Source organism: Streptomyces sp. NPDC050856 (genome assembly GCF_040653855.1).
Classification (GTDB): domain Bacteria; phylum Actinomycetota; class Actinomycetes; order Streptomycetales; family Streptomycetaceae; genus Streptomyces.
Window position 1 is genome coordinate 1 of sequence record NZ_JBFAGV010000018.1, and the last position, 26,993, is coordinate 26,993.

At 70.3% G+C, this 26,993-nt stretch carries 19 protein-coding genes, 1 tRNA gene and 9 pseudogenes; 14 read left to right on the forward strand and 15 right to left on the reverse strand.

The window, feature by feature from the left end; translation table 11 throughout:
* Positions 1–352: 352 nt before the first annotated feature.
* A pseudogene (locus tag AB0H53_RS17820) lies at positions 353–442 on the forward strand (IS5/IS1182 family transposase); the annotation flags it as partial.
* A 662-nt stretch (positions 443–1,104) separates the two neighbouring features.
* On the opposite strand, the gene AB0H53_RS17825 reads toward AB0H53_RS17820, so the two are convergent.
* Positions 1,105–1,524 carry a hypothetical protein gene (locus tag AB0H53_RS17825; RefSeq protein ID WP_362113557.1) on the reverse strand — a complete coding sequence of 140 codons (420 nt, stop codon included), beginning with the start codon at positions 1,522–1,524 and terminating at the stop codon, positions 1,105–1,107.
* Between the two features lie 446 nt (positions 1,525–1,970).
* A pseudogene (locus AB0H53_RS17830) lies at positions 1,971–2,182 on the reverse strand (indole acetimide hydrolase); the annotation flags it as partial.
* Position 2,183: 1 nt separating this feature from the next.
* Here AB0H53_RS17830 and AB0H53_RS17835 point away from each other — a divergent pair.
* Positions 2,184–2,405: pseudogene (locus tag AB0H53_RS17835) on the forward strand (IS701 family transposase); the annotation flags it as partial.
* A 57-nt stretch (positions 2,406–2,462) separates the two neighbouring features.
* On the opposite strand, the pseudogene AB0H53_RS17840 reads toward AB0H53_RS17835, so the two are convergent.
* The 4 genes and pseudogenes from AB0H53_RS17840 to AB0H53_RS17855 all read right to left on the reverse strand — a co-directional run.
* A pseudogene (locus AB0H53_RS17840) lies at positions 2,463–2,876 on the reverse strand (transposase); the annotation flags it as partial.
* A gap of 34 nt (positions 2,877–2,910) precedes the next feature.
* Positions 2,911–4,959: a PA14 domain-containing protein gene (locus AB0H53_RS17845; RefSeq protein ID WP_362113781.1), complete on the reverse strand. Its 2,049-nt coding sequence runs from the start codon at positions 4,957–4,959 to the stop codon at positions 2,911–2,913.
* Between the two features lie 303 nt (positions 4,960–5,262).
* Positions 5,263–5,500, reverse strand: a pseudogene (locus AB0H53_RS17850) (VOC family protein); the annotation flags it as partial.
* Positions 5,497–6,081 carry a DinB family protein gene (locus tag AB0H53_RS17855; protein WP_362113560.1) on the reverse strand — a complete coding sequence of 195 codons (585 nt, stop codon included), beginning with the start codon at positions 6,079–6,081 and terminating at the stop codon, positions 5,497–5,499. The pseudogene AB0H53_RS17850 and the gene AB0H53_RS17855, both read right to left, overlap by 4 nt.
* A 62-nt stretch (positions 6,082–6,143) precedes the next feature.
* Here AB0H53_RS17855 and AB0H53_RS17860 point away from each other — a divergent pair, with 62 nt between their 5' ends.
* On the forward strand, positions 6,144–7,181 hold the full coding sequence (locus AB0H53_RS17860; RefSeq protein WP_362113784.1) for a YafY family protein: 1,038 nt from the start codon (positions 6,144–6,146) through the stop codon (positions 7,179–7,181).
* A 348-nt stretch (positions 7,182–7,529) separates the two neighbouring features.
* Here the strand turns inward: AB0H53_RS17860 and AB0H53_RS17865 are convergent, their stop codons facing one another.
* Both AB0H53_RS17865 and AB0H53_RS17870 read right to left on the reverse strand, forming a co-directional pair.
* Complete coding sequence (locus AB0H53_RS17865) at positions 7,530–7,814, reverse strand: hypothetical protein (RefSeq protein WP_362113563.1); 285 nt, start codon at positions 7,812–7,814, stop codon at positions 7,530–7,532.
* 11 nt (positions 7,815–7,825) lie between these two features.
* Entirely contained in the window at positions 7,826–8,194 is a 369-nt protein-coding gene (locus AB0H53_RS17870) for a hypothetical protein (RefSeq protein WP_362113565.1), read from the reverse strand.
* Positions 8,195–8,732: 538 nt separating this feature from the next.
* Between AB0H53_RS17870 and AB0H53_RS17875 the strand changes: the two genes are divergently transcribed.
* Positions 8,733–9,386 (forward strand): hypothetical protein, encoded by a 654-nt coding sequence (locus tag AB0H53_RS17875; protein ID WP_362113568.1) that lies wholly within the window; start codon positions 8,733–8,735, stop codon positions 9,384–9,386.
* Positions 9,387–10,232: 846 nt separating this feature from the next.
* Here AB0H53_RS17875 and AB0H53_RS17880 read toward each other — a convergent pair.
* Together AB0H53_RS17880 and AB0H53_RS17885 are read right to left on the reverse strand one after the other, a co-directional pair.
* Positions 10,233–10,303, reverse strand: a tRNA-Met gene (locus AB0H53_RS17880).
* 59 nt (positions 10,304–10,362) lie between these two features.
* The gene (locus AB0H53_RS17885; RefSeq protein ID WP_362113571.1) at positions 10,363–10,566 is read right to left on the reverse strand and encodes a cold-shock protein; all 204 of its coding nucleotides are present in this window, start codon (positions 10,564–10,566) and stop codon (positions 10,363–10,365) included.
* A 718-nt stretch (positions 10,567–11,284) separates the two neighbouring features.
* Here AB0H53_RS17885 and AB0H53_RS17890 point away from each other — a divergent pair.
* The 3 genes and pseudogenes from AB0H53_RS17890 (at position 11,285) to AB0H53_RS17900 (ending at position 12,617) form a co-directional block, all read left to right on the forward strand.
* Complete coding sequence (locus tag AB0H53_RS17890) at positions 11,285–11,620, forward strand: hypothetical protein (protein ID WP_362113574.1); 336 nt, start codon at positions 11,285–11,287, stop codon at positions 11,618–11,620.
* 217 nt (positions 11,621–11,837) lie between these two features.
* A pseudogene (locus tag AB0H53_RS17895) lies at positions 11,838–11,986 on the forward strand (IS701 family transposase); the annotation flags it as partial.
* A 235-nt stretch (positions 11,987–12,221) separates the two neighbouring features.
* On the forward strand, positions 12,222–12,617 hold the full coding sequence (locus tag AB0H53_RS17900; RefSeq protein ID WP_362113577.1) for a peptidase inhibitor family I36 protein: 396 nt from the start codon (positions 12,222–12,224) through the stop codon (positions 12,615–12,617).
* Positions 12,618–14,243: 1,626 nt separating this feature from the next.
* Here AB0H53_RS17900 and AB0H53_RS17905 read toward each other — a convergent pair.
* Positions 14,244–15,623 (reverse strand): annotated as a pseudogene (locus tag AB0H53_RS17905) (CARDB domain-containing protein); the annotation flags it as partial.
* A 349-nt stretch (positions 15,624–15,972) separates the two neighbouring features.
* On the opposite strand from AB0H53_RS17905, the gene AB0H53_RS17910 reads away from it, so the two are divergent.
* Positions 15,973–17,394, forward strand: a complete 1,422-nt coding sequence (locus tag AB0H53_RS17910) for a serine hydrolase domain-containing protein (RefSeq protein WP_362113578.1) — start codon at positions 15,973–15,975, stop codon at positions 17,392–17,394.
* 105 nt (positions 17,395–17,499) lie between these two features.
* Positions 17,500–18,342: pseudogene (locus AB0H53_RS17915) on the forward strand (IS5 family transposase).
* 30 nt (positions 18,343–18,372) lie between these two features.
* On the opposite strand, the pseudogene AB0H53_RS17920 reads toward AB0H53_RS17915, so the two are convergent.
* From AB0H53_RS17920 to AB0H53_RS17930, 3 genes and pseudogenes are all read right to left on the reverse strand, one after another.
* Positions 18,373–18,566 (reverse strand): annotated as a pseudogene (locus tag AB0H53_RS17920) (transposase); the annotation flags it as partial.
* Positions 18,567–19,203: 637 nt separating this feature from the next.
* Positions 19,204–20,175, reverse strand: coding sequence for a GNAT family N-acetyltransferase (locus AB0H53_RS17925; protein WP_362113787.1), 972 nt, complete (start codon positions 20,173–20,175; stop codon positions 19,204–19,206).
* 1,229 nt (positions 20,176–21,404) lie between these two features.
* A complete protein-coding gene (locus AB0H53_RS17930; RefSeq protein ID WP_362113581.1) occupies positions 21,405–21,707 on the reverse strand; it encodes a helix-turn-helix transcriptional regulator in 303 nt (100 codons plus the stop codon).
* A gap of 64 nt (positions 21,708–21,771) precedes the next feature.
* Between AB0H53_RS17930 and map the strand changes: the two genes are divergently transcribed.
* The 4 genes from map (at position 21,772) to AB0H53_RS17950 (ending at position 25,882) form a co-directional block, all read left to right on the forward strand.
* Entirely contained in the window at positions 21,772–22,554 is a 783-nt protein-coding gene (gene map, locus AB0H53_RS17935; RefSeq protein ID WP_362113584.1) for a type I methionyl aminopeptidase, read from the forward strand.
* A gap of 1,311 nt (positions 22,555–23,865) precedes the next feature.
* On the forward strand, positions 23,866–24,423 hold the full coding sequence (locus tag AB0H53_RS17940; protein WP_362113587.1) for a DUF3291 domain-containing protein: 558 nt from the start codon (positions 23,866–23,868) through the stop codon (positions 24,421–24,423).
* Positions 24,424–24,911: 488 nt separating this feature from the next.
* Positions 24,912–25,121, forward strand: a complete 210-nt coding sequence (locus AB0H53_RS17945; RefSeq protein ID WP_190043281.1) for a hypothetical protein — start codon at positions 24,912–24,914, stop codon at positions 25,119–25,121.
* A 146-nt stretch (positions 25,122–25,267) separates the two neighbouring features.
* The gene (locus AB0H53_RS17950; protein WP_362113790.1) at positions 25,268–25,882 is read left to right on the forward strand and encodes a restriction endonuclease; all 615 of its coding nucleotides are present in this window, start codon (positions 25,268–25,270) and stop codon (positions 25,880–25,882) included.
* Positions 25,883–26,203: 321 nt separating this feature from the next.
* Here AB0H53_RS17950 and AB0H53_RS17955 read toward each other — a convergent pair whose 3' ends face one another.
* On the reverse strand, positions 26,204–26,335 hold the full coding sequence (locus AB0H53_RS17955; protein ID WP_362113590.1) for a hypothetical protein: 132 nt from the start codon (positions 26,333–26,335) through the stop codon (positions 26,204–26,206).
* A gap of 9 nt (positions 26,336–26,344) precedes the next feature.
* Here AB0H53_RS17955 and AB0H53_RS17960 point away from each other — a divergent pair, with 9 nt between their 5' ends.
* A complete protein-coding gene (locus AB0H53_RS17960; protein WP_362113593.1) occupies positions 26,345–26,932 on the forward strand; it encodes a hypothetical protein in 588 nt (195 codons plus the stop codon).
* Positions 26,933–26,993 lie beyond the last annotated feature (61 nt).

The following is a 26,993-nucleotide window of genomic DNA, read 5'->3' on the forward strand; positions in this document are numbered from 1 at the left end:
CGGTCCGGGAGCAACGGCTCGATCCGCGCCCACTGCGCATCAGTCAACGGCACACCCGGACCAACGACCGACTGATCCAAACGAAACTGCCTAGGGCCCACCTCACCCCCGAGCAGGAAACCGACCGATGATCTACCGCTGCGGCCCACGCCCACGGCACCCTCTCCCCCCCCCAAGGACCCGGCCGTCGTCGACACGTTCCGCCCGATGCTCGTCGCCGTGCGCGACCCGGACCGTGGACGCGGCCACGCCCAGGACGCGGCCGTGAAACTCCCCTTCGTCGTCGGCAGCCTCGGCACCGGCACCGACTGGAACCAGCTCGCCGTCCCCGACTGCCCCGTGGATCGTGGCCCTGCGGCGACGTCAGATCGAGCACACTGTCCCCGAGCCGAAGAACCGGTGGGCCAACCGCACGTGCCGCGGCAGCAGAGGCGGCCGACCCCACTGGACCTGTCCGAGTCCAAGCTCAAGTGCTTCGGCCACCACGGCCTCCACCAGCCGGGTGTTTCTTCGATCTGCTCCTGCTCGGTCACCGTGTAACCAGCGACCACGCAGCGGTCCGCTATGTCCTTTGGCCAAGAGGTCCACGAAGGTAAGCGTGCGGCGCCTGGCCATGAGCGGGGATAGGCCGGTGACGTAATAGTGGACCATGAGAGGCATGAGGGTGGGCCTGCCCGGCGGAGACCATGGTGGTAGACGACGGCCTTGCAATCCAGGACCAGCCCGGCATTGTCCTCCCGACGAGTACTTCCACTGCGGGGTCCGATCCGTTAGTACCGGGGGGGGGGGGAGCCGCCGTGCTGCGTGGGGTAACTCTGCAACAGAGTGGTGTAAGCGCCCCGTTTGGCTGCGGCGGTTCGGCGAAGGGGCGGGACCGTTGATCCTCGCCGACACATGGGTTGCGCGCCCGGCTGGGCCGGTCTAGCCGGCCTGGTGACGGAGAAAGCTCCGGCCTACGGAAGGTCTTTCCCGTAGGCCGGGCCTTCTTGTTGCTTGGAGGACGCGCTCCGGAGCCTCCTTCAGCTGGCTCTACCTGCTCGGACGCTTGCTTACAGCCCCGCCCGGTACCGCCGGAGGGTGGCCCGCTGGTCTTTCTGGGGCCAGTTAGGCAAGCCGCGTCAAACCCTGAGCGCCGGCAGCGCGTGCCTCGTCTTCCAGTGCAGACACGTCAGCCGGCGGCAGGTCGAGCCAGACGATGCGCTCGTTCTCGATGGAGGTGAAGACCAGTTTGTTGCCCACGAATGCCTCGCAACCCATGGTGCGGTGTCCCAGAAGGGAAAATCGTCGCAGGCCGGTCGCCGACCTCAGGTCGACCGAGACACCCATGAGGGGGTCCTTGCTCCTCTTGGGAGATGCCTGGACCTCCCCCGACATCTCCTCGAAGACCATACGGGGCTCCGCCTCTTCGATGGGCTCGTCGGAATGCAGATCGATTGCGGCGTCCGCGCCGATCTGACCGAGGTGCTTCCCGACGACGGACAGGAAGATCTCCATCTCCGCGTCGGTCGTGGTGGTGAACTTCATGCGTGTCCCTCGTCCTTCGGGATGTGTCAGGTAGGGATGGGGACCGGGCCGCAGCCCGGTCCCCAAGCTGCGCAGAGTGCCAACGCCGCCAGGACCAGCGCCAGACCTTCCGCAATCCTGCCTTGCCCGCGTGCAACGGGCCGCCTCTCACATTGTCGTGCTCCCTGCTGCCCGCCATGTTGTAGTGCCAACGGTTGATCGGGTCCCACTCGATACGGTTCTGGTGGTTGCCCCAGTAGCGGCCCGGGGACCGGAGCGGCATCGCACGACGGCTGCGCGGCAGCCGCGGGAACTGGAGTGTTGGCGAGCCAACGTCGAGTTCGGCCGCACCACCCAGGAGGACGGCCCGTACCGCCGCTGGCCGAGGGGCCGCTGCCCGGGTGCCGTACCCACACTCCGGATTCACGCCGGGAAGCCGATGTGCCTGCCCTCTATGGCTTAAGGGCTCAATAAGCCCGTCCTCCCACGCGCGGGTCGACTGGTGTGAGAACTCCGAGCCGGTCCTCGATCGCCTGGGCCGCGCGCGCACGCGCACAGGCACAGGTCCTCCCGGAACGCGCGCCCGACGATGTGCACTCCGCCAGGGGAGCCCGTCGACGATCCCCGTCGGTACGGCCACACCGGGTACACCCACGAAGCTGGTCACGGTGCACAGACGCTACGGGTTCAGCGAAGGCTGGCGGTCGGAGCTGGAGCGGGCGGACGTCCTTCACGTCATGGCCACCACCCGCCACGACACCGTGGTCACCCGCTGGGCTGTCGACCATCCCCTCCACGACCTGTTCAACGGCCTTGTCCGGCAGAAATGGAAGCGCCGCTCCTGCGGCAGCGGGGCTCAGGGCCCGCGGATCCACGACTGGGCACGCGTCGAGGTCCGGCCCAGCACATCCTGCACCGGTCGACCTGGCGCCGACGACGCCAGCACCAGGCCCGCACCAGTGCATTCTTGAGCCGTACTTGCCCCGAGCAACAGAACTGGGACCTGTCAGTTCCCCTTTTCGGGGCACGCGTGTTCACCGAGTCGATCGCACAGCGAGACCGGTCCAGGTCGCCGCGGGAGCCGAGTTCGTCGAGGACCAGGCGGTGCAGCTTGGCCCACACCCGTGCCTTCGTCCACTCGGTGAATCAGCGGTGGGCCGTCGCCCCGGGACGGCCCGGAGGCTGCGGGAAGTTGCTGCCACGTGCAGCCCGATGTCGCCATGAACACGATCGCGGCCAGCACCTCGCGGTCGCCGTGCCGACGTCGGCCGCCCACCCTGAGGTCGCGACGGAGCCTCCGGCACCACCCGCTGGAACAGTTCCCACAACTCGTCCGGCACCAGCCGCTCAACGATCCCCACCACAACCGACAGCCTGGCGAACCGATTGCGATGGCATCCGAATCCCTCAGACGCGGTCCTGAACGACGGTGTACCACGGGTATACGCCCGCGACGCTGCCGTCGGCCCCCAGGGCCTCCAGCGTGTAGAAGTACGTGTCGCCCCTGGTCGCGGTGGTGTCGATGAAGCTGCGTGTCGCCGCGGACAGCTGGCCGCCGGGCAGGGGCTCGTACGCCTCGGTCGCCGGGTTCCACCGGTTGATCCGGTAGCCCGCGACCGTGCCGCACAGCGCGGTGTTGTCGCACTTCCAGTTGGACGAGGGCGAGGAGCTGGTCAGCGTGTCATGAGCCACGGTGCCGAACTCCCAGTCCCGCTCGGCCGGCATGGACGGGCGGACGTCGAGTTCGGTGGCCTCGACGAGGGTGACCTTCGGGTCGCTCGGCCGCAGCGCGTTGCCCCAGCGGTCCTTCGCGACGACCGCGTAGACGTACGACTCTCCGTCCGGCAGGTTGCCGCAGAGGACCGCGAGCGGGTCGGCCGTGCCCTCCCGGCAGTCGGAGGAGGTCCGCCTGACCGTGCCGTCGTCCTGTCGGACGCCGGTCCACACCCCGTACCCCGCGAGGTCGTCCTCGGTCGAGGCGGCCCAGCTCACCAGCACGCCGTCCTTGCGCGGGGTGGCCTTCACGCCGGTGACCGGGCCGGGCGCGACACTGTCAGCGGTGCGGACGGTGACCGGGCCGGACAGCTCGGACTCGTTCCCGGCCGCGTCGACCGCGGTGACCGCGTACGTGTAGTACGCGCCCTTGCTCATGCCGGTGTCCGTGCAGTGCCCTTCCATCGGGTCGGAGCCCTGCACGTTGTAGTGCGTGCAGGTCACGCGCGTGAGCTGAGTCCGGTCGAGCGTGGCGCCAGGCGAGCGGTAGACGCGGAAGTGCCCGCCGTTGTCGTGGTCCTGGAAGAACTCGCCCGGCATGTTCCAGTAGACGTGACTGCCGTCCCCACGGGCGTCCGCGGTGATGTGGGTGGGGGCCTCCGGCGGTGTCCGGTCGACACCGTCGCCGATCGCCGTGGCGGAGAACGCGCCCGCGTTGCCCGCCTCGTCGAACGCGCGGACCTGGTAGTACCGGTTCTTGTTCACCGGAGCGCTGCGGTCCTCGTACATCGCCCCGCTGGTGCTGCCGAGCGGCGTGAACGGGCCGGTGGCCGTGTCGGCCGCGTGGACCTCGTAGCGAGCGGCGTCGCCGACCTCCTGCCAGCGCAGGGTGTTGATGTACGAGTCGCCCTGGACCGTGATCCCCGTCGGCGCCACCGGACCCGTGCGGTCAACGGTCGCGGCGCTCACGTCGGGGCTGCCGGCGGACTCGCGGCCGGCCTTGTCGACGGCGCGGACCTCGTACAGGAAGGTCTGGCCGGTCGCGGGCGGCGCGTCGACGAAGGACGGGGAGGTGAGCAGCGAGCTGCCGCTGGCCTTCGCCCACTCAGTGGTGCTCAGCCGGCGGTACACGCGGTACCCGGCGAGGTCCATCTCCTTGTTGGCCGTCCAGCGCAGCGTGGTCCTGGCGGTGTCGCGGTTGTACGCGGCGGTGAGGCCGGTGGGCGACAGCGGCTTGACCGTGTCGACGCTCGCCTCGGTGCGAGGACCGTACGTGAACCCCGCGTAGGCGTAACCGGTCCAGGCGACGTAGTCCACGCGGATCGTGTGGCGGCCGGCCGGCATGCTCAGGTCGAGGGTCTTGCGTGCGGTCGTGGAGACGTTCCTCCACAGGTCGATCTTGCGCACGCCGTCGACGTGGACACGCATGCCGTCCTGGGTGGCCGCGGAGAGCCGGAACGGGCCGCCGGAGCCGAAGTCCCGGGTGAGGGACCAGCGGATCGAGAAGTTGTCGTTCGGCAGCGTCACGCCGGCCGGGTCACCGGAACCCATGTTCTCGGCGATGGCCGGGTCGCAGGCGGTCAGCTTCGGGGTGCCGCTGAAGGAGGTGTTGGCGAAGTACTGCGCCGTCCAGACCGGAGAGGTGCAGGTTACGGCTGCGGAGGCCGGGGCGGCGGTGATCAGGCCGCCGGCGGCGGCGAGGGCGGCTGTCGCGGCCAGCGTGCTCAGCCGGGTACGAGTCATCACAGAGAAAGGGGCCCCTTTCGGACCAAAGCGGATCACGTGAAATGTCAGACGCCTGTGTGACTCGCGAGGACGGGGCAGGGTTGCCCCGCAGCCGCAAGTTTTCGTTGGTGGCGAGCCCCTTGCCGGGGTGCCGGTTGTCGCCGGGGAGGCCGGTGTTGGGTGCGCGGCCGGTTCGTGGACCGCGGGATGGGGTGTGACTGCCCGGGTGTCACGCTGCCCGGGAATACGGGATGCCTTGTAGGCGGCGGTGTCTGTGGCGGTTCGGGCGGGCGGCCGGCGGCTCCGCAGGCCGGGGCGCCCGAAGAACAGCCGTGGGCCGTGCCCGTCCGGGTCCTCGATGGCCGATCTCGTGTAGCGCTGCTGCTCCGGTACGCCGATTCGCACGAGGAAGTCGTCCCACGCGGTCAGCGGGTCGGTGCCCTCGGGCAGGTCGGCTCCGGGCGGGCCGGGGTGGAGGTGGCCCAGTACGTCGCGCCGGAAGGCGACAGCGCCCGCGGGGGGGGTGGGCGTGGAAGGTGACCTGGATGCGGCGGCTCATCGGGCTGCTCCGTTCGTAGCGGGTTTCGTGTGCAGGTAGAGGTCGCGCAGCAGACAGACCTCGGACAGGTGGTGGATCAACTCGCGGTGGATGTGCAGCACCAGGTCGGCCATCGGCATCTCGGGGAAGGGCTCCTTCTCACCGATCGGGACCCGGAGCCCGGCGTCGCCGAGGCTGCGCACCCCGGCCAGCCAGACGTCGATCTGGGTCTCGAGTTGGTCGAGCGCGGTGGCCGCGCTGCCGGCGTACTCCCAGGTTTCGTACGATGCCGCCGGTGCGCCGAAGTGTGCCGCGTTGCGCGCGGCGAGCACGCCGACGATGACGTGACCGAGCCGCCAGGCGATCGTGGTGAAGGCCGCAGGGACCAGCTGGGGGGCGTAGTCCATGGTGAAGTTCCCGGCACCGAGCTGCGCGGGCGCCGTCGTGCGGCCGCGCGGGCGCACGCTCCAGGCGTCGGGTGCCGGCGCCCAGAAGTACTCCTCGTCGGTGAGGCCCTTGAGCCGGGCTCGGAGCTGATGGTTCCAGTGGAACTCCCACTGCTCGCGCAGCGTCCGGTTCCAGTCGAGTTCGTTTGCGTCCATGGAGCCACCGTGCCACCTCCAGCGGACAGGAACGGTCCGCTATTTCTGGCAACGTGGACGGCATGGACGTGGCAAACGGTGGCGAGCGGGGTACGACGGAGCGGGTGCTCACCCTGCTCGGGCTGCTGCGGCAGCGCAAGGTCTGGACCGGCCCCGAGCTCGCCGACCGGCTGGGGGTCACGCCGCGTACGGTACGGCGTGATGTCGAGCGGCTGCGCACGCTCGGCTATCCGGTGCATGCCAGCCAGGGTGTCGGCGGCGGCTACCAACTCGGCTCGGGGCAGGATCTGCCGCCGCTGCTTCTCGACGACCAGGAGGCCATCGCCACCGCGGTATCGCTGCTCGCCGGCGCGGGCGGCGCGGTCGCCGGCGCCGGCGATGCCGCACTCCGGGCGCTGACCAAGCTCGACCAGGTCCTGCCCGCCCGGCTGCGGCATGAGGTGCGCGCGCTCTCCGGCTCGGTGGAGTCCTTCGGCGGAGGCCGCACGCCGGTCGACCCCGAGGCACTCATGGCTCTGGCCAGAGCCTGTCGCGACCAGGTCGAGGCAGGGTTCGCTTACCCGTCCGGGGGCGAGGTGCGACAGCGGCGGGTCGAGCCGTACCGCCTGGTCGCTTCCGACCGGCGGTGGTACCTCCTGGCCTATGACCTCGACCGCGCCGACTGGCGCAGCTTCCGCGTCGACCGGATGACGGACGTGTCCGCACGTACCTGGCGCTTCCGCCCGCGCGCGGCGCCCGACGCGGCAACGTACGTGCAAGAGGGCGTGGCGAGCCGGGTCTACCGACATCAGGCGCGTTTCCTCGTGCACGCGTCGGCCGACACGGTGCGCGCGCAGATTCCGGCGTCGGCGGCCGTCGTACGACAGCGCGGGAGCGAGTTCTGCGAGGTGCTCAGTGGCGCCGCCAGCCTCGACGCCGTGCTCATGCACGTACTCCTGCTGGGGCACGACTTCGAGATACTCGACCCTCCGGAACTCGGAGAACGCTGTCGCGCGCTGGCGCAGAAACTGCTGTCGGCCGGCACAACGACCTCACCCGTGCCGGACATGGAGGGTCCTGAGCCGCAAGCACGCCAGCGCGGAGCGAGGCCTCCGTCCTGAGCACTTGGGCGGGTCCGGGCTCTGTCCACAGGCCCGCGGCCGTGCTGGAGAAGTCTCCGTGACCCACGCGGCGGCCGTACGGCAGGAGACGGGAAGGCGAGGCGGCGGAGTGGTGAGTCACCGACTATCTGCTGGCCGCCGTGGTCGACCACATGTCGGCGGCCAACTGGATGTTCGCGTCCGTGCACTCGGACGAGGACTCCGAACCGCCGGAGCGGCCGGTGCCGGTCCCCAGGCCGGGTGAGGTTACGCGTCAGGAGCAGGTGGAGCAGCCGCCGCCGGAGGAGCACGGGACCCCGGGCCCGGCGGAGCTGGGCCGCTTCTCCTGCGTCATGGCCGGCGCCACCGTCAGCCCGGCGTCGTCTTCCGCCAGCGGGAGAAGCGCCGGGCGACGGCGCGGTGGCTCCAGTTGACACGGAAGTGCACGGCGAGGTTGGGCAGCACGCGTCCGCGGTACAACCCCTGCTGGATCCCGAAGTCGTAGCCCATGGCGTGTCTCCAGCCGAACAACTGCCAGAAGGCCGCGTGCGGGCCCGCGTCGCGGATCGCGACCACCACCACCTCCTCTTGCGGCTCATTGTCCGACTGGAGCACCAACGGCGGCTCCGGCGTCTCCCGCAGCGTCGCGATCACCTCGCGCACTGCTACGGGAGGGCGGCTGGTCGGGGGAGCCACCTGCCGCGAACACCTTCTCCACGCGAGTGGGCGGGGCACCTGTCTTCGAGGAAGAGGAAGGAGAGGCCGCCGGTGTCCGAAATCGTCGCCCATTCACCAGCCCACTCCTCCAGCGACTCCGGCTCCACACGCGTACGCACGGCGATGTCCCTGTCCGCACTCGTGCCTTCGGCCGACTTCCCATAGAGCACGACATCGACCCCCGCGCCCGGAGAGATGCCGTCCGCCATCCGGAGAGCCCACCGGACGTGCGACGTGACCGCGTACTCGTCGGAACCGAAGTACCTCGAACTCCCGATGGGAGCACCGGAAATCACCCGCGCGGCATCCAGAGTCACGCGGGCACCATGTCCCCACAGCGAACCCGGATGGCCGAACCAGCGGGAAGCGCGAGGTGCAGGTCCGGCGTGATGAGGACGGGCGGGTTGTCGGGACCGGCGGCGAGGGTGGCGGTCGGCGTCCGCGGGGCCTGTGGACCGCGTCGGCGCCATCACGGGCGTGCCTCTCCAGGGCCGGCCGCTTGGTCTCCGCTGACCGGGCGGCCACCCCCGGCCCCGGCTGCCGAGGTGCGGCGGACGGGGCCGGTATGGAGAGCGTCCGGTCAGCGCTGGGGAGAGCGACAAACGGTGAAGCCGGTGCCGGCGCCCTTGAGCGACGACGCGTACTGGCCGTCAGCGCCACTTGCGCCTCCTCTCCCTCCCGATGGCCCCTTCGGGCACGAACCGGTGCATGCCCTGATGCATGCCGCCGGGTGAAGTGGCTTTTCGTGGCCCGGGGCTTCCCCCCGGATGTCTCTGAACGGCGAATGAGATCATGCGGGCGGGAAGCGCCGCCGTGTGGCGACGCGGGGAAGGGCAGGGCGTGACGCGGGGGCGAATGATGTACAACGTGCGGTACGGGACGTCCTTGCCGGTCGTCGTCCGCCACGGCGACGGGGCGGGAGACGAAGGGCACATCACCATCGGGCTACTGCGCCGCGTGCCCGACGGCCACGGAGGCGCCGCACACCCCTTCGCCCGTACTTTCGACGTCGTCGGTGAGGGCGGGACCGCGATCGCCCGGGTGTCGACGGAGGAGACTGGCTCGCGCGTGAGCGGAGTCCCCGCCGTGTACCGCGTCGACGATCTGTACGGCGCCCCGCTGGGCCGGATCACGTACCGGCGCGGACGCGCCCTGCGCTGCGCCCGCGCGCGCTGGACTGTCGAGTCGGTGACCGGACACTCCGTGCGCGGCTTCCGTGGGCGCCTGTTCTGGTGGGCGGTGTGGTGGCCCGTCGGCCTGCCCGTGAGTTTGGTGTGGCTGCTCCTGTCCCTGCTCGGCGAGGGCGACGACGCCTTCGGCAAGCCGCGCAGGGTGGTCTGGCGCGACTCCTCACGCCGGGCGCGCCTCGTCTTTCGAGGGGTCGCGGACGAGTACCGGGTCCTCGACGCGAGCTGGGATCCCCGGCTGGTGGCCGCGCTGCTCGGACTGCACCAGTCGTACGACCCGTCGGAAGGCGGCGGCGAGAGCGGCTGGTACGCCAGGCCCTGAGCCATGTCGTCAGCACGTCCGTTCCGCTCCGGGAGTCATGCCCCCGGGGCTTCGTACCGTCGATGGCAAGGAGTGCTCAAGGAAGACGCTGTGTCGGGCGCCTGCCCCCGTGTCATCTTGAGCCTCGGAGAACTTGGGCACCGACACCATGTGCATCACATCAGCCCGTCCTTGGTGTTGATGCGCGTGCAGTGAGCGCGCGAAACGCCGTGGCACTCGGGTGCGAGCAGAATGCGCGCGGATCGGGTCGCCGCCGGTGGAAGGTACCTGGCGTGTGCGTACCGGACAGGGTCGAAGGCAAGCGCCACCCGGGTCTTGTGGTCGTCCAGGTGAGACTTGACGCCCTTGGTCCTGCACTCGTTCTTCGTCAGCTGGACGCCGTCGGCCTTGTCGACGTTGCCTGCGAGGAGGTGCGTGGCGACACATGTGACGGAAGGGCTGCTGGCTCGCGTGCGTCCCCCATGTCACCGTCGCGGCTACAGGAACCGTCCCGGCTCCCCACGCACACGGGTGGGCATCTCGAGGGCTCGGGCGGCGGGGCAGGCGGGAAGACGGACATGCGCCCGCCTCTCGCAAGGAGGTGGGGAGCGACGGCACGGCTCCGCCGATGCCGCCCACCCAGGGTGGTGCCATTGCGCTGCTGTCCGACGGCTTTCCAGGAGCAGTCATGCACGCCACAGCATCTGTCTGGCCGGGCGTCACCGCAGCGCGGGTTGAGGGGCTGCCCAGGGCTGGTGTGGAGGTGGGCGCTTCGTAGCCTCCGCTACCGGACCGGCCTTCGAACGAAGCCCTGTGACGCAGCCGCACCGCGAAGGGGCCCGGCGTCATCCGGGCCCCTCTCCCGGTAGCAGGGACAGAATTTGCACCTGCGACCTCTGGGTCATGAGCCCAGCGAGCTGCCGAGCTGCTCCACCCGCGTCGGTCGTGGCCACTCTGCACCAAGGGCCACGACCGGAGCGGTGGTCTTTCAGGGTTGTCAGCCGCGGACGATGTTCTCGGCCTGGGGGCCCTTCTGGCCCTGGGTGATGTCGAAGCTGACTTTCTCTCCCTCGACCAGCTCCCGGTAGCCGTTGCCGGTAATGCTGGAGTAGTGAGCGAAAACGTCCGGGCCTCCGCCGTCCTGGGCGATGAACCCGAAGCCCTTCTCGGCGTTGAACCACTTCACGGTGCCACTGGCCATGCTGCTGTCCTTCTGTGTTCTCACCGGGGAAAGATCCCGGCTGGGGTACGTACGGGGTCCCTCCGTCAGGAAGGGCGCCCAGCGTCCGTTTACCCCGACCGTGGCACAGCTATTCGATCTACCGCCCACTGGTGCGTCCCTGAAGGACGGCCCGACGGTCCGTGGTGTGGTCGTGTGAGGCCGGGGACCAGTTGGGGGCTGACGACGTTTCCCCAGGACTGCCCCTCCACCGTGCGCGCCGGTCGGGTCACGGAGCCGTATCGGTGCCTCCCCCCTTCGGCGTCGCCGCCGGTGGAGGCTGCCGATGTGTCCAGGACGGGGCCGGCACAGTGAGGTCGTCCCATTTCGCCAGGGGGCAGCGAACCACGTCACCGGTTGGTGTCCTCGCGTGCGGTGGCCCAGACCGCCGCTGCTTCCGCGCTCCTCCGTCAAGGAGGGTCGTCGTCCCACACAGGCGGCGGAGAACTGCCTCGGTCCTCGGCGTCCCTCAGTCTCGCCAGTGCTCGTGCTCGGGCCGACGAGGCGAAGGCGGCCTTGGGACTCGGTCGGCCCGGCGGCTCCGCGAGCACCTCTGTGGGCCGCCCAGTGTCACCTTCCCCGCCCCCGCCGACTGGAGCGATGTGAACCTGACCGGGGAACCTGACGCCGAGTACGTGCGCCCTCGGCCTGAGTATCCGAGCAGCTGCGCGGCGCCGACGGCTCCTCATTGGATGGAGCCATGAACGCATCCCGTTACGTCCCCGCAGGCCAGGCCCCGTCCTCGGAGCGGGACCGCACCCGGCTGTGGGCCGCCTGGGCGGCCGTCCTGTTCGTGCCCGCGATGCTGGCGACAGGAGTGCTCACGCTGGCGTCGGAGCGGGCGTCGCGGTGCGTAACCTACGGCGAACAGTGTGCCGGGCTGCCGGGGTGGCTTGTTGCGTGGAGTGCCGGGTTCGCCACGGCGGCGTTCGTCGTCTCCCTGGCCGCCCCGCCGGTACGGGTACGACAGGTAGCGCTCGCCGCGCAGGTCGCGGCCGAGGGCACGGCACTACTGGTCATTCTCAGCCACGCATGACCGGCCGCCGCATGAGGCGCTGCCCGCGACACCGTCCGCCCCGCAAGCCAGTACCGGGCACTCGCCGTGCGGAGGACGAAGACCATGGAAGCTCTGATCGTCCAGTCTGTCGGGACGAGACCGATGCCGACGCCGCAGTCTGCCTGGGGCGTTGCCGGCACTCTGCACTGCAACGGTCTTTGCCGGACGGTGGGGCAGGTGGGTCGTTGGTGTGGTTGTGGGTGGGGAGCTTACGGATACCCGGTCGTGGGCGGGGGCCTGAAGGCCGTGCCCGAGCGGCTCGTGCACCGTTTTAGCAGCTCGGAGCCGCGTGAGTCGGCCTTACGGGGGCTGATTGCTCCGCTTGAGAGGAAGAACGGCTGGACGCCGGGGAAGAGGCCGGTCATGCGGGGGCCACGGGCCGCAGCCGTGGACGGCCGGCGACGCGAAAGCGCCAGGTGCTCCGCGCGCGTTTCCTCGGTAGCCATCGAGAACAAGCCGCAAGATGCGGGCGGGAGACATGTTTCGGCCAGATCGGGCGGTCTGATCCGGCTTCCACGTTCGAACAAATTTATGCTTCTACGGCACCTTGAGCGCACCCAGTATCAACGAAGGGCTCAACATGGCATGGGTTCGTAAGGCCACCCTCGCGATGAGCGCACTGGCGATGGCAGTCGGCGGTCTCGCCGCCGCCACGGCGCCGGCGGCAGCGATCGGCGGTTGCCCGTCCGGAAAGCTGTGCCTGTACGAAGGCAAGAATTACAGCGACCTGCGGCTGACCTCGACCAGCACCAAGGCCTGCTTCCATATCTGGGGCGATCCGTATCACATGTCTGCCGTACGGTCGTACGTGAACAACCTGGCAGTCAACGCGGTCATCTGGGAGTACGACCTCGGATGGAAGTCCGCCGGCACGATCGGCCCCGGCAAGTTCAGCAGTGACGCGGGCGACAGCTTCGGTACGTACGGGGCCGTCTGCATGGGTGGTCTGCACCCCAAGGACGAGATCGGCGGCTGACCGCACACGGGTCGCGGCTTCCACTCGAACGGGGCCCGACTCCAAGGGCGGCCGACGAGCAGCCGGTGGCGGCCAGCGCCGTCCGCAGGCCGGCCTGCGGACGGCCAGCCGGACATCCCGGGCACCGGCAGCGGGCCTCGGCCGGCTGCCACCCGGACGACAGCGCGGACGGCGGGGCACGGGACGGGCCCCGCGGTGTGGCGGGGGCGGGGTGCCGAGCAGTGTACGAGGGCTGCTCCGGCCGGCGGGCTCAGCTGCATGCCGGGACGCATCCTTGGCCGCGCTGTCGGCGTGGAAGGCGTCCGTCCCGGCCTGGGTGCTGTACTCCTTCGTCTTCACGTCCGCCTTTTGGCGGCGTCGGCGGCCCGGGGGCATCGGCGGCCGAAGCACGGGCCGGGGCCATGGCTTGAGCGCGGCGGTGGCGTCCGCCGCGGCCGCTGTCGCGGCCTGGGCTGCGATCTCGGCATCGCCGGCGGCCTTGTCAGCCAGTACCTTGGCAGCTGTGGTGGCCTTGGCCGCCTCGTTCGCCTTGGCAGTGGCCGCCGATGCCTGCTGTTCGGCTAGGGTCTTCGCCGCTTGGCCGACCAGGACGGCGAAGACTGCCGCAGAATCAGATTCGCGGTACGGAGTACCGATCGTGATGGCGGTGTTGGCCGGTGCGATTGCCTCGGCAGCCGAGTCCTGGGCGGCCGACGCTGCCTCACCGGCTGATGAGTGCTGCGGCGATGCCGACGAAGGCCGGAAGGTGTTGGGGCCTTGCGCTCGTAGTGGCGGTGCAGGGCCCTTACCCGGCCAGCGAGGACACCGTCCTCTTGACCACCCAGCGGTGGTGGCCCAGCCGCTTGGAGATGCGATGTGTTCCCTGGCTGCCCCGGCCGTTGAAGCGTCGTCGGCCGGGGCAGTACTTCGGTGGGCTCAGTCGCTGATCTTGACGTACGTCAGGTGGGATCGGCTGCCCCGGAACTCCGACCCCTCGATCGTGGACCCGCCGGTCAGCCCGTTGCCGGGGCCACCGCCCTGCAGGATCGCCTGTACGCGGACCGTTCTCGACCCCTGCGTCGGCGTCACGGTGACGAGCCTGGACAGGGGTGTCGGGCCGTTGATGCAGTGCTGGAACCGGGTGGTGGCCGATGCCGAGAACTGGTGCTGGGCCGAGTGGCGGCGCCCGAGTTCGGCGCCGGTCTGATCGACCAGGCGCACCGTGGTCCACAGGTTGGTGGTTCCGGCGTCGTCGACGGTCGCACAGATTTGTGTGTTGATGTCGCCGACCACCAGGTATCCCCCCGGTTCGGGAAGGGTGACCCGCAGGTCGGTGTCCGCCCAGGTGTCGCTGGTGCGGGTCGGCAACAGGTTGACGTCGGGGACGGGCCCCACCTGGCCGTGGCGGGGCGTCAGGTATGCCTTGATCGTGTAGGTCTGTGGGCAGTCACCTGCATCCGGGGCGTTCACGACGACGTCGATCGACTGCCGGTCGTCGGCGATACGGCGCGGCGCCGGGCCGGTGATCCCGGTGACGCGGGTCTGCGGGACGAGCAGGCCCGACGCGGTGGAGGTCAGCGCGTTGCAGCGGGCCGAGTCGATGGGCGTGTCGGTGCACGGATTGCAGGGGGCGGGCCCGGGTGGGGGGCAGGGGTCACAGGAGGGGGTCCGTTCGACGCAGACGGTCACGGCGTCGGTGTTGTCGCCGGGGCGGGGGTCCCTCTCGTTGGCGGTGGCGGTGGCGGTGTTGGTGAGCGGTCCTGTTTCGGTGGCCTTGGCGTGGAGGGTGAGGGTGGCGGTGGCACCGCTGGCGAGGTCGCCGATGGTCCACTGGCCGCTGGCCGGGTCGTAGGTGCCGGGGGAACCGGTGGCGGACAGGAAGGTGAGGTCGCCGGGGAGCTGGTCGGTGACGGTGACGCCGGTGGCCTGGTTCGGGCCGGTGTTGCGGACGGTGATGCGGTAGGTCACGACCTGGCCGACGGTGACGGTGGTGGCGTCGGCCGCCTTCACCACGCTCAGGTTGGAGGCCGGTCGGACCTCGGTGACCGCCTCGTCGGAGGTGGCGGTCAGCGGCTCGGGAGTGGAGCCAAGGCGGTTCTCGTAGGTGGCGGTAGCGGTGTTGGTGATCCGTCCGCCGCCGCTGGCCTCGTCGACGGTGACCCGGTACTCCACCGTGGTACCGCCGGGCAGCGCCTCGGTGTTGGGCAGGCTGCCGGGCTGGCCGCTGGTGGCGCCGTTGCCGAGGTGGAAGACGACCCGGTCGCCCTGGGCGTCGACGTACGCCTGGTCGTCCCCCGCCTGATCGGTCTTCGGCCCGGTGTTGGGTCCTGCCACGATGCGCAGGGACCCGGGCAGGTAGGTGGTGCCGGCCGGGATGGCGTCGGTCAGGGTGAGGGCTTCGGCCGCGCCGCCGCCCTCGTTGCGGGCGGTGATGCGGTAGGTGATGACGTCCCCCACCTCCAGCGGTCCTTCGGGGATGGCGCTCTTGGTGAGCACAACCCGGGGTGCGGTGCCGAAGAACACCCCGTCCAGGAAGTTCCCGATGCCCTGGTTTCCTCCGGCGGCGGAGACGGAGCGGAAGGCGAAGCGGGTCGTGTTCTGGCCGGCCGGCACGGTATAGGTGCCGGTGTAGTAGCCCCAGGCGGTGTTGCCGTCAGTGAAGCGCCGCTGCTCCACGACGGCTCCGGGTGCGCCGATGTCCAGGGCCATGGTGTCCTGGCCGAGACGCCCGCGGTGGTACAGCCGCCAGTACAGTCTCGTGCCTGGTGTGGTCGGCAGGTCCTGGTAGAGGGTGGAGACCTGGTGGGCGTTCAGCTCGGCGAACTGGGCCCCGTGGGCTGCCGGAACGCCGTTGAAGCCGGAGCGCCACAGCTCGATCCTGTGGTCGGTCGCGGTGGTGAGCCAGCCGGGGACCCGGCGGGGCTCCTGCGCCTGCGAGGCATCCGGCAGGAACTCGACGTCGGTGACGGAGGGTTCCTCGAAGCTGCCGTTGACGAGCGAGACACGGAGTGGGGTGGGAGTGGTCACTGTCTTCCCCTTTGCTGGGTGTTCTCTGTGCGCAGCGTCGGCCGCCTCAAGGTGACGACTTGCGGCCCGTTAGCACACAGGAAGTACAGCGACTGCGGATAATGTCGGAAAGTGACCGATCTTCTGTCTAAGACATCCTTGTCCGACGGGTTTGAGTAGCTTCTTCACTCAGAAATGCGCGGCGCGTCGCGCTCGCGGACCGCGACGACCGGTGCACCGATGCACACATGACCCACACAAACCAAGCGCCATCAAACGAACGGCCGAAAACACTCGCCTGGTCACGCTCCCTCACGACACGAGTGGGTGAAGTTGCACGGTGTCAGGTTGACGTCGAGAGCCGACCAGCATGGCACTCGCCGACATCCACGCGCGCTTGTCGCCCTTCCTGCAGTTCGTCGGGATGACGCGGTTTGATTGGCCTCGCCCGGGTCTCGGCACCGTTGGTCAGGACCTCGCCATGCACAGACTCGGCGAGGGGCAGGACGGTGTGGGGTGGGGACAGCCCCCGTATCAACCCGGGCGTCAGCAGGATGGGCGACCGGTGCGGCGGCCCGGCACGCTGGGGCAGGAACGGCACAGGGAACAGAAACAGGAGCAATCGGTGAAGGCACGTGCGGGGGCAGCAGCACTGTTGGCGGGGATTTGCGCGGTGGCGGTATCAGGGATCTTCCCGGCGGCCGCGACGGAGCGGGCGTCGGCCCCGCCGCCCGTCGGCCTCAAGGAGGCCATCGCGCAGACGGTCGCGGACGGATTCCCGGGGGCCGTGGCGTATGCCAGGCGCGGAGATCGGGAGTCACGGATGGCGGCCGGACTCGCGGACACGGCGAGCGGCGAGCGAGCCCGGCCGCACCAGCGGTTCCGGATCGCCAGCAATACCAAGTCATTTGTGTCGACGGTGCTTCTGCAGCTGGAGGGCGAAGGACGGCTCTCGCTCGACGACAGCGTGGAGAAATGGCTGCCCGGCGTGGTCCGGGGAAACGGCAACGCCGGCAGGGCCATCACCATCCGGCAACTGCTCAACCACACCTCGGGCATCTACGACCCCACCACCGAGCCGGAGTTCTTCGCCCCCTACCTGGAGCGCCACGAATGGGACCACGTTCAAACGCCTCGGGAGGTGATCGCCCGCGCCGTCCGGCACAAGCCGCTGTTCGCGCCCGGCGGCGGCTGGTCGTACTCCAACACCAACTACCTACTCGCCGGTCTGGTGATCGAGGCAGTCACACGGCACAGCGCGCCCTCCGAGATCCATCGGCGGATTCTCGCCCCGCTCGGCCTGAAGGCCACCTCCTTCCCGCTGACCGACCCGGCCATTCACGGCCCTCATCTGCACGGCTACGACCTCACGGGACGCGATGTGACCCGATTCAGCCCGTCGTACGACTGGACCGCCGGCGCCATGATCTCCACGGTCGACGACCTGGCCCGTTTCCACCGGGCCCTGTTCACCGGCAAGCTGCTGCGCCCCGCCCAGCAGCGCGAACTCCTGACCACGGTGCAGTTCCCCGGCGCGCCGGCGTACGGACTCGGCGTGCAACGCATGGACGTGCCATGCGGATCGGAGCCGGACAACAGGCCGATCAGTGTCTGGGAGACCGACGGCGGCGGACCCGGCTTCACCAGCGTGTCCCTCACCACCGCCGACGGTGAGCGACAGCTGGTCCTCGCCATCAATGTCTACGACCTCGCCGCGGACCTGAAGGGTGAGCCGCCCGTCCCGCGAAGCAAGGGACTGATGAAGGCGCAGATGGCAGTCCTGTGTGACTGAGGCGGCGTCATGTCATCGCGGGTGACGTCGCACCGCGCGCGGCGCAGGACCCGCAAGGAAGCGGGACGCGATGACCGTGCACTCAGTGACTACGAAGGACGGGCCGTGCCCGCAGTTTGCCTGCTCGAACCCCTCTGGGACCAGTTCGCCGCACTCCTGCCCGCCCGGGGAGAGTTCGTATCGGACCACCCGCTGGGCTGTCACCGCCGTCGGATCGCCGACCGGACGGTGTTCGAGCACATCGTGCTCGTACTGGTCCACGGCTCCGGCTACGAACGCATCTCCACAGCCGGATGCTCCGACCGGACGATCCGACGCCGCAAGGAGTGGGCCGGGCTGGGGATGTCCGAGAAGGTGCGCGCCTTGGCGCTTGAGGCGTACGACCGCATGATCGGCCTCGGACTGGGCGAGATCTCGGTGGACGGCTGTATCACCAAGGCCCCGTCCGGCGGCGACAAGGCGGGGCGCTTCCCTGTCGACCGGGGCTAGCAGGGACTGAAACGCTCGGTCGCCTCCGACGGCTGCGGTGTCCCGCTCGGGATCGTCTCCGACAGAGCCAACCGGCACGACTCACCCCTGCTCGGACCCACCCTGGAAGCTGCCAAGGAGCAGGTCGGCCCGCTGCCGGACGCCGTCAACGTCAACCTCGACCGCGGCTACGACAGCGCCAAGTCCCGTGCGCGGTCAGCAGAGTTGGGGTGCACGGCCGAGATCGCCCGCAAGGGAGTGCCGGCCCCGCTCCAGGTAGGCAAGCGCTGGGTGGTCGAGCGCACGCACTCGTGGATGAACGACTACGGCAAGCTCAGGCGCTGCACCGAGAGGAACGGCGAGGCCGTGGACTTCCACCTCCACCTCGCCGCCGCTCTTGTCACGCTCCGCATGCTCAGCCCCCGAGCAACGAGCCGCTACCGCTGGGACGGCCGCCCCACCACCCGGCGCCTCAAATGACCCATTTGCCGGTCGGTCCAAGACGTGATTTCACTTCATGAGTCTGCGGTAGGCGATGGGAGTGGCGGTGATGCCGATGAAGGCGGGAAGTGCTCGGCCTTGCGTTCATGGCGGCGGTGCAGGCGGCGGCATCCGGTGAGCCAGGACATCGTGCGTTCGATGGTCCAGCGGTGACGGCCCAGGCGAGTGGAGGACTCGATGCCCCTGCGGGCGATGCGGTGTGTGGTGCCGCGCCTGCGTAACCATCGCCGCAGGTGGTCGTGGTCGTACCCACACCGGTTCCTCGCCGACGTCCGCGGTCACGCCGGAGCCCGGTACGGTGCGGCCACGGCCTGAGCCGAGACGGAAACCCGGGCCAGCGCCCGGGAACAGAGATTCCCCCCCGGGCGCTGTCCCGTTCCGGGCGGGATGTCGTACGTAGCGAACCCTGTCCAGGGACAAGGCGGCACGGCGACGAGGGTTGGCCACTGACGCGCGGACTCTGTCCGCAGCCCGGTCACGCGCGACGCGACGCCCTGTGCCCGGCGGTGGACACGGCCATCGCCCGGACCGTCATCCGCTTCGCGAGGAGGTCCTCCTCGGGGAGCACCAGGACGTCGCCGATGTACTCCAGCGCCTGGAGACCGCCGGCATCGACCAGGCGGTGCGCGCGTACGGCCCGTCGAGCGGCACGTCCCCGGTGACTTCCTTGTCCACGGCGGAGTCGTGCGGCTCGGCCGGGGTGACCATCACCATCAACGGCAGGCCGCCGGTCGACCGTGAGACAGTGGGCCACGAGGGTCTTGCCGTCGGCATCGGCTCGGAATGTTCACGGGTTCTGACAGCACCGGGCCTTCCCAGCGGACCGAGCGCGGCGGTTGGTCAGCGCCAGTCGTCGATCACATACGCGTCAGGGTGGCTGTATCCGGGTTCGTTGGGCCGGTGCATGGTCACGCCCTGCAACCACGTCCGGAAACCGCGGTCGATCATGCGCCGGTAGGCATCCGGGTGGCCCAGGTTCATGCCGGCGTCCAGTTGCCCCAGCCCGCGTTCGGCGGCCAGTCCCTCGCACGCGTCGAGCAGTCGCTCGAACCGGTCGGCGGCCTCCGGACCAGGACGTACGGCGCCGAATTTGACGAAGCACACGTCCGCGCCGGCCTCCGACCCGGCTCCGCAGTGGCAGACGGCCAGCCCGTCGAGCTCGGAGCCCGCGCCATGGAGCAGGATGGTGTCACCGAGTCCCTGCGCGTGCGCGGCCACGATCTCGCGTTCCAGGCTCAGACCCTCGTACACGGCTCCGGTCAGTGCGCGACAGAGGCTCAGCGCGTCGGGCCGCTCGGCGGCGGGCAGTTGGCCGTAGAGCACTCGGCCGGGGGCCGCGGCACCGTCTGTCACCTGTTTCTTCATGATGGCTGTGAGGAATCGAGGCCAGAAGCCGTACCGGCGGTAGAGCTCAAGGTGCTTGGGACTGTGCGCGAAGGTGAACAGGCCGAGGTGGCGATTCCCCCAGGCGCCGAAGCAGTCGATGACCGGCTCCATCAGACGTCTGCCGATGCCCTGGTCCCACAGATCCGGACGTACGGTCAGCGGTCCGAAAAACCCGACGCTGCCCCAGTTGGCGGCGAAGTTCGATCCCACCACTTCGCCCTCGATCGTCGCCGCGAACGCCGCCCGCGGATCGGCCGCCCAGCGGGTGCGGACATAGTCGACGGTCCCGAATGGATCAGGTGCCCCGAGGAAGGTCCCGAAGGCGACCCTGCAGATCTCATCGGCCCGGTCCAGGTCCGCCTCGTCCAGCGGGCGGACCGATACCGGGGCCGCGCCACTCTTGCGCTGCTCTGCTGGTGGGAGCATCACTCTCTCCTTCCTACCCCTGCTCCATCGCACCACGGAGGTGCGCCGGAGGCGAGGTGAACGGTCCGGCGACACCCCCGAGGATCGAGGACCGAGCCGGTCTGCCTCGCCCTCCTTCGAGTGCTGCACAACCGCTGTCGTGATCCGTGAGAACTCAACACGCCGGCAGAAGCGGGCGCAGGGTGCTGCAGCGCCCCGGTGCGTACGCCGTGGGCTGCTCCTGACGCCTCCGGCGGCGTCGGCGGCGACGCACCCGGTGCACGGCACGGCACTGTGCGAGCACAGGTACGCGCAGCGGCAGCGGACGCCGGGCCGTGGGGCGGGCACGCAGGCGGCGGGCGGGACGGTGTACGGCCCGCGGGGCGCGCGGGTGGCGGGATGGACGGCAGGGTCGCGACCAGGGACCCGGGGCGTGGGCCGGCGCAAAGCCGCGCGACGGCTCGGCGGCGGCGCAGCCGGGGGCGGGCGGCGGGACGGACACGGCGACCGGACAGACGGGCGCGCGGTCCGCGGGCCGCCGGGGTATGCGGGCCTCGCGCGTGAGCGGCCGGAGAAGGGGCTGAAGACGCGGACGCGTCGCGGGTGCCGTGGCGGGGCCGGTGGAGGGTCGGTGGGTCAACGCGCGGGCGGGAGGGGACGGCGGGCGGCTGGACCGGGGCGGGGCGCGGGGGCCGGCAACCGGATGCGGACGCGATGACCTCCGGGCCACGGACTGCGTCGGGGCGCAGCAGCGCGGCCAGGGCCCCAGCCTGGCGTGGCCGTCGGCAATGCCGCGGGACGAGGCGGTGAGGCAGACGGCGACGTCGGCGCGCGCGCGGCGGCGGACGACCGCGGGGCGCCCTTCCGGCAGTCGCACGGCCCTGGTGGCGCCGCTGGGGGGAGCGGGCCGGGCCTGGCTGGTGGACGTCGGCCAGCACGCACGCACGCGCGTACGGCAAGGGAGGCGGCGGGATACGGGACACCGGAGGCACGTTTGCTCGACAGGAACCTGAGCGGGTCAGCCGGACCCGTCCGTGAGCACCTGGGAGAGCGGCGTCCCGCAGCCGGGCAGCCGTCCCCCGGAGGCACGGAGGATGCCGGCGGCCGGCTGGGGCAGGGGTGACAGGCGGCGATCGGAGTCCTTCCCCGTAGAAGGCCGTCAACGGCCCGCCCGGATGTCTCTTGGACGCCGGGCTTGGTCCACGCCGTTTCGCCGACCGCTCCGCCTGTCAGGGCGGCTGTGGCATCGCTCAGGACGCCAGCCGTTCCGGGGAGCGGTGGGTGGAGCCGGTGGGCCCGACGAGGCGTTCGCCTCCGCTGATCTCGGCCCACACCGCGTCGAGGGAGAGGCCGAGGACCTCGGCGATCGCCGCGACGGTCGGAAAGGCGGGGGTGGCCACGCGGCCTGTCTCGATCTTCCGGAGAGTCTCCGGCGAGATGCGTGCGGCGAGCGCGGTATCGAGCATCGAACGCTCTCCCCTGGCCCGGCGCAGGAGGGCGCCGAGACGCTGTCCGCGTTCGACCTCTTCGGGAGTGAGCGGCAACCTGACCATGGCACGAATTCTATACCGGTACAGTATGGCCGGTATAGTTATTGGTACCGTGAGGAGGCGCCCCATGATCGAGATCCTGAACCCCACCCTGCTGACGCGGGCGAGAGACACCGGCGCCCTGGTCGCCGAGATCCTGCAGACGGTGAAGAGCCGCAGCACGATCGGCACGAACCTGTTGGACATCGACCGGTGGGCCAAGGACATGATCGTCGAGGCGGGAGCCACGTCCTGTTATGTCGACTACGCCCCGTCCTTCGGACGCGGCCCGTTCGGCCACTACATCTGCACCGCCGTCAACGACGCGGTCCTGCACGGGCGGCCGTACGACTATCCGCTCGCCGACGGCGACCTGCTGACCCTCGACCTTGCCGTCTCCCTGGGCGGAGTCGCCGCCGACGCCGCCATCAGTTTCATCGTGGGCGACACGAGGCCCCCGGAGAGCGTCGCCCTGATCAGTGCGACCGAACGCGCGCTGGCCGCGGGGATCGCCGTCGCCGGGCCCGGGGCGCGGATCGGCGACATCGCCCACGCCATCGGCACGGTCCTCACCGAAGCGGGATACTCGATCAACACCGATTTCGGCGGTCACGGCATCGGCTCGACGATGCACCAGGACCCCCATGTCCCGAACACCGGACGGCCCGGCCGCGGTTACACGCTGCGCCCCGGACTGCTGCTGGCTCTGGAGCCATGGGTGATGGCGGACACCGCCCGACTCGTCACCGACGCCGACGGCTGGACCCTCCGCAGCGCCACCGGCTGCAGGACGGCACACAGCGAGCACACGATCGCCATCACCGACGAGGGAGCGGAGATCCTCACCATTCCGAAGCAGGCGCGGGCGTGAGGCCGAGTGCCATCCTGTCAGCGCGGAACGCCTGCGAGATGATCCCCACCACCTCCGGATCGCGGTCCATCAGGATCAGATCGTCCCGCTCCCGTCACGACTCGTAACTGATGTCGTCCGGAGCCGTCGCACAGTGGCGCCGGCCCGCGAAGCTCTCGCCGTCTTTGGCCCAGCGGAGCCCCGGACCGGCGCCACGGCCTCGAACGGCGCACTCCACGCCTGCCCCAAGGGCTGCCGCCATCGACGCCCACGCTCTCTCCGCCGATGAAGTTGGCCATCAGGTGACACCGGGCGAATCCCGTTCCGGGCGAGTCGACGCGAGCGAATCCCTGGGCGTCCTGCCAGCCGGTGATGTCACCCGAGGCCGCGGTGCCCTTGCCGAGGTTCTCCCCCAGGCACGCACGCCTGAGCCATGGGCTGTGCACCTGTTTGTTCCTCCGAGTCGGGGCGCTGGGACCCGGCCGCTGCCGGGCCCCAGCGCGATGGTGCTGGGTCAGGGGCTTTCGCGACGTCGCCGACCCGGTTGTGGGGATGCCGATAGCCAGACAGGCAGCGGACGTCGGCCATCTCCACGGGATCGGGCTCGTGCACCAGCGCGAAGGACCCAGCCGCCCATCTCCTGGCACGTCGACTCGGTCGCCGAGAACTCCACCGCGTCCTCCGGGCCGACCCGGTCCGCCGGCCGGACATCGACGACCGGACCCGAGCCGTCCTCCAACCGCGCGAAGTGGCCTGGCGCATGCGAGGTCCGGCGCGTCTCCCCTGCCGTGTGACCCGGAGCAGCAGCTGCGCGGCCAGCCGCACCCCGCCCTCCGGTCATGATCGAGGGGCGTCACCCGGTCCCGCTCCAGTCACGACTCGAACCCCACCAGCGACTGCGTCGTCACCGCCCGCCTCCAGCCCGTGAAGTGCGGCTGCCCACGGTACGGCGTGAAGTGCCGCTCGGGAGCACCGACTCGAAGCGAACCCGGGACACCGCCTCCAGCAGCCCGTCTCCTCGCAGACACCGTCGCTCGTCCGTTGACAGCGAACCCGGTCGCTGCGTCATCCAACTCGGCCGACGCCGCCGGCGTCGCCCCGCAAGGGCTTGTGCCAGAGGCCACTTGGACGGGGAAAACGCAACTTCGACATGGCCCGCAGAGGCAGCTACCTTCACCTGGTCTTCGGCGGTTGCCCACGATCGCGCAGGGGGTTCCGCAGGCTGAGCCACCCGCAACGGGATGAGTCGGTCACGCCCCGCGAATCCTCGCCCCCGTGCGTAAGCCACCGAACCGGGTCCACATCAGGCACCCCCGAACCAGGGAGAGACGCATGACCCATATTGCTCTGTACACATTCGGCGTCCTGAAGTCACCTCTCGCAGATCCCGCACCTCTCACGCGCGAGTTCTACGACATCGGTGAGGCCGTCTACCGGAAGATCAGCCAGCACCCCGGATATCTCGCGCGTGCTGAAGCGGCAGACGGTGACCGGGGGGCGCTCTTCGGGGCGGACTGGGGCGCATGGGGAGAGTTCGTCGTACCGACCTGGTACGGCAAGGGCCATACGTTGGAAACCACCGCCCTGGCCGCGACCCTCTCACTCTGGACCGGCCTGCGCCCCGCCTTCGAAGCCGTCTACACAGGTCTGCACCGTGAGGCACTGAACAGGCGTTACGACTGGTTCGAGAGGACAGGGCACCCGAATAACGTGCTGTGGTGGGTCTCCGACGGCGTGATACCCACCTGGCAGGACGGCGTTTCCAGGCTGGAGCACCTTCACGACCACGGCTCCGCGCCGCACGCCTTCACCTTCCACCACCCGTTCACCCCGGACGGAACTCCGACCAGTAGCAAAGGCATCGGGCCGAAGAGCGACCAGGTTCGCTGACAAGGAAGCCTGAACGACTGGGTTCGCTGTCGAACGCCTCGACTGATTGACGGCGAACATCGCTCGGCGCGCGACGCAGTGAGAATCCGACATCACGCACGAGAAGCGGTGGGAGTCCGCCAGGCTCGGCGCGACAGGGCAGACGGGGATCGCGGGGCGCCCGCGTGTCGGGCAGGTGACCGCCCCCTCGGGGAACTGCGCCAACCACCCCGCCGAACCGGCCGCACGACAGCCTCTACGTCGTGTCGGACCGTGGCCAGCCGGTCGTCGTCAGACCGCAGTGGCTGGTCGGGTCGGCTGGTTCCTCGCCCTCTTCACCTGTGGGAACGGGTGTCCGGGCGGTAACCGGACAGCGTCCGGCGGGGTTCTCGCCAACGTTCGCCGACCGGCTGCGGCCCGGGTGCGCAGTCCGTTGCACTGGTCCCCGGCCGCTTCGCGGAGGCCGGGAAAGTGTGCAGGACACGAGAGTGGGTGGGAGCGGATTTCGCATGATGACGATCAACGTGGGAGTGCTGCTCGCGATCATCGTGGTGATGCGGTTACGCCGCAGGACTCAGGCCAGGAGCCGCGTCGAGGAACGCAACACCGCCCTGTTCGTCCTGGCCCTGGGCATCGTGATCGCGCCGACCCCGCTGGGCCAGGGCATCTTCAACGTGATCAAGCAGTTGGTGAGCGGCATCTCGCAGGCCGGCACATGAGCCCGCGACCCCGGCCGGGTCCTCGCCGCTCCCCCGCCCCACGCCGGCGCCGTACGTCTCACGCCTCTCGACGCCGGCCCGCGCCGAGGCGTCGCACGGCTCCCCACCGCCGGCGGCGGGCTTCCGGCTGGGAGCAGGGCGGGCTGCTGCTCCTGGTGCTCGCCGTGGTGTGGAGCCTGGTCATCGGCGCGCTGCGGTGGCTGGCCGCGCACCCCTGGGTACCGGTCGTGCTGCTGTTGATCGCGGCGGCGGCCGGTGGGGTGTGGATGCACCGGCGCCGGGAGATGATCCGCTGGGACCAGGTGCGGGAGCGGGGACTGCGCTACGCGCTGCCGCAGATCGACGCCCTCCACCACCGGCAGTTCGAGGAAGCCGTACGGGATCTGATGCGCCGTGACGGCTGCCCTGGGGCGATCCGGGTCGGTGGGGCCGGTGACAACGGCGCCGACGTGAAGGCCACTGATCCCTTCGGCCGCCTGTGGGTGATCCAATGTAAACATCGGCGGGCCGGACTGGCCGGCTCCGCTGTCGGGACCCCGGACCTGCACGTCCTCAACGGCACCGGCAGGCCCGTCCACAACGGCGACGTCGTCGTGATGGTCACCAACGGCCGCTTCACGGACAAAGCCGTAGCTTTCGCCCGCTCCCAGCGACTCCACCTGGTCGACCGCCACCTGCTCGCCCAGTGGGCCGCCGGCTCCACTCCGCTGTGGGAACTCCTGGGTGCGGTTCCCTCCCCCCGCCGTCCCGCTCCCTGGTAGGTCAAGCGGCACCGTGAGTCGTGCTCGGTGTTCGCGTGCGGTGAGCCAGTCCCGGTACCTGCGTCGCTGATCGCGGTGGCCGGCGCGATTCGGACATCGCGTGCTGGGAAGGCTCAGGCGTCGGGAACGGCGAAGCCGGGTGCTGCCAGCGGCAGGCAGTCATCCCGGATCGCACCGAGCGGTGAAGTGGTCCGCCCCTACAGCCGGCCCGGCGCGGCGTGGACAGTGCGATGCGAACGTGCGCCAACGTGTCCAGCCCGTCGGCCCAGAAAGGTTGGCGTGCTGCTCGCTGATGCCGCCTCCGCGAAATGACGAGGGGGTTCAGGCGGTGGTGCGGTTGCCCCGGCGGGCGACGAGCGCGGCCTCGACGCTGGCGTAGGCGGACAGGGAGGTGCCCATTCCGGTGGTGGCGAGCAGGCGGCCCAGTCGGCCGGGTTGCTCGCCGCAGGCCATCTCCGGCCAGTGGAACCGACCTTCCTGATCGCCACGATCGCTGTAGCCGGCCTCACCCTCACACCCGCCCTCGCCTCCGCCCAGCCCGGTACGGTCAGCGCCCGGACCCACCATGCAGCCGGGGCCCCCGGCAGTAACGGCGCCGACGGCGTCGGGACTCTCGGCGGTATCGGCGGCCTCGGTGGCACCGGTGGCGCCGCGGGTGCCGACGGCAACGGCGGCAATGGAGGCGGTGGTGGCCACGCCACCGGCATCGCGAGCGTCGGCGGGGTCGGGGGCACGGGCGGTGCCGGTGGCGCCAAGAGCAACGGCGGCAGTGGCGGCTTGGGTGGTGACTCCGTGCTCGGCGGCAAGGGGGGCAAGGGCGGCGTGGGCGGCATGGGCAATGCCGGTGCCGGTATCGCCGGTGGCAAGGGCGGCAACGGCGGCGCCTCCAAGGCCGGCGCCGGCCGCACGGGCGGCACGGGCGGTGCCGGCGGCGCGGCCAGTCCGGTGTGCCCGGGCAAGCCCGGCGGCAACGGCACCGCAGCCACGATGTTCGCGGACGGCACCACCGGCTCCACCGGCGCTGCGGGCAGGACCACTCTCCCCTGTTGACCACCTCCGGTGAGCGGGTCACCGCGACAGGACAGGAAGCACTGGTCCGGGACTTCGCGCC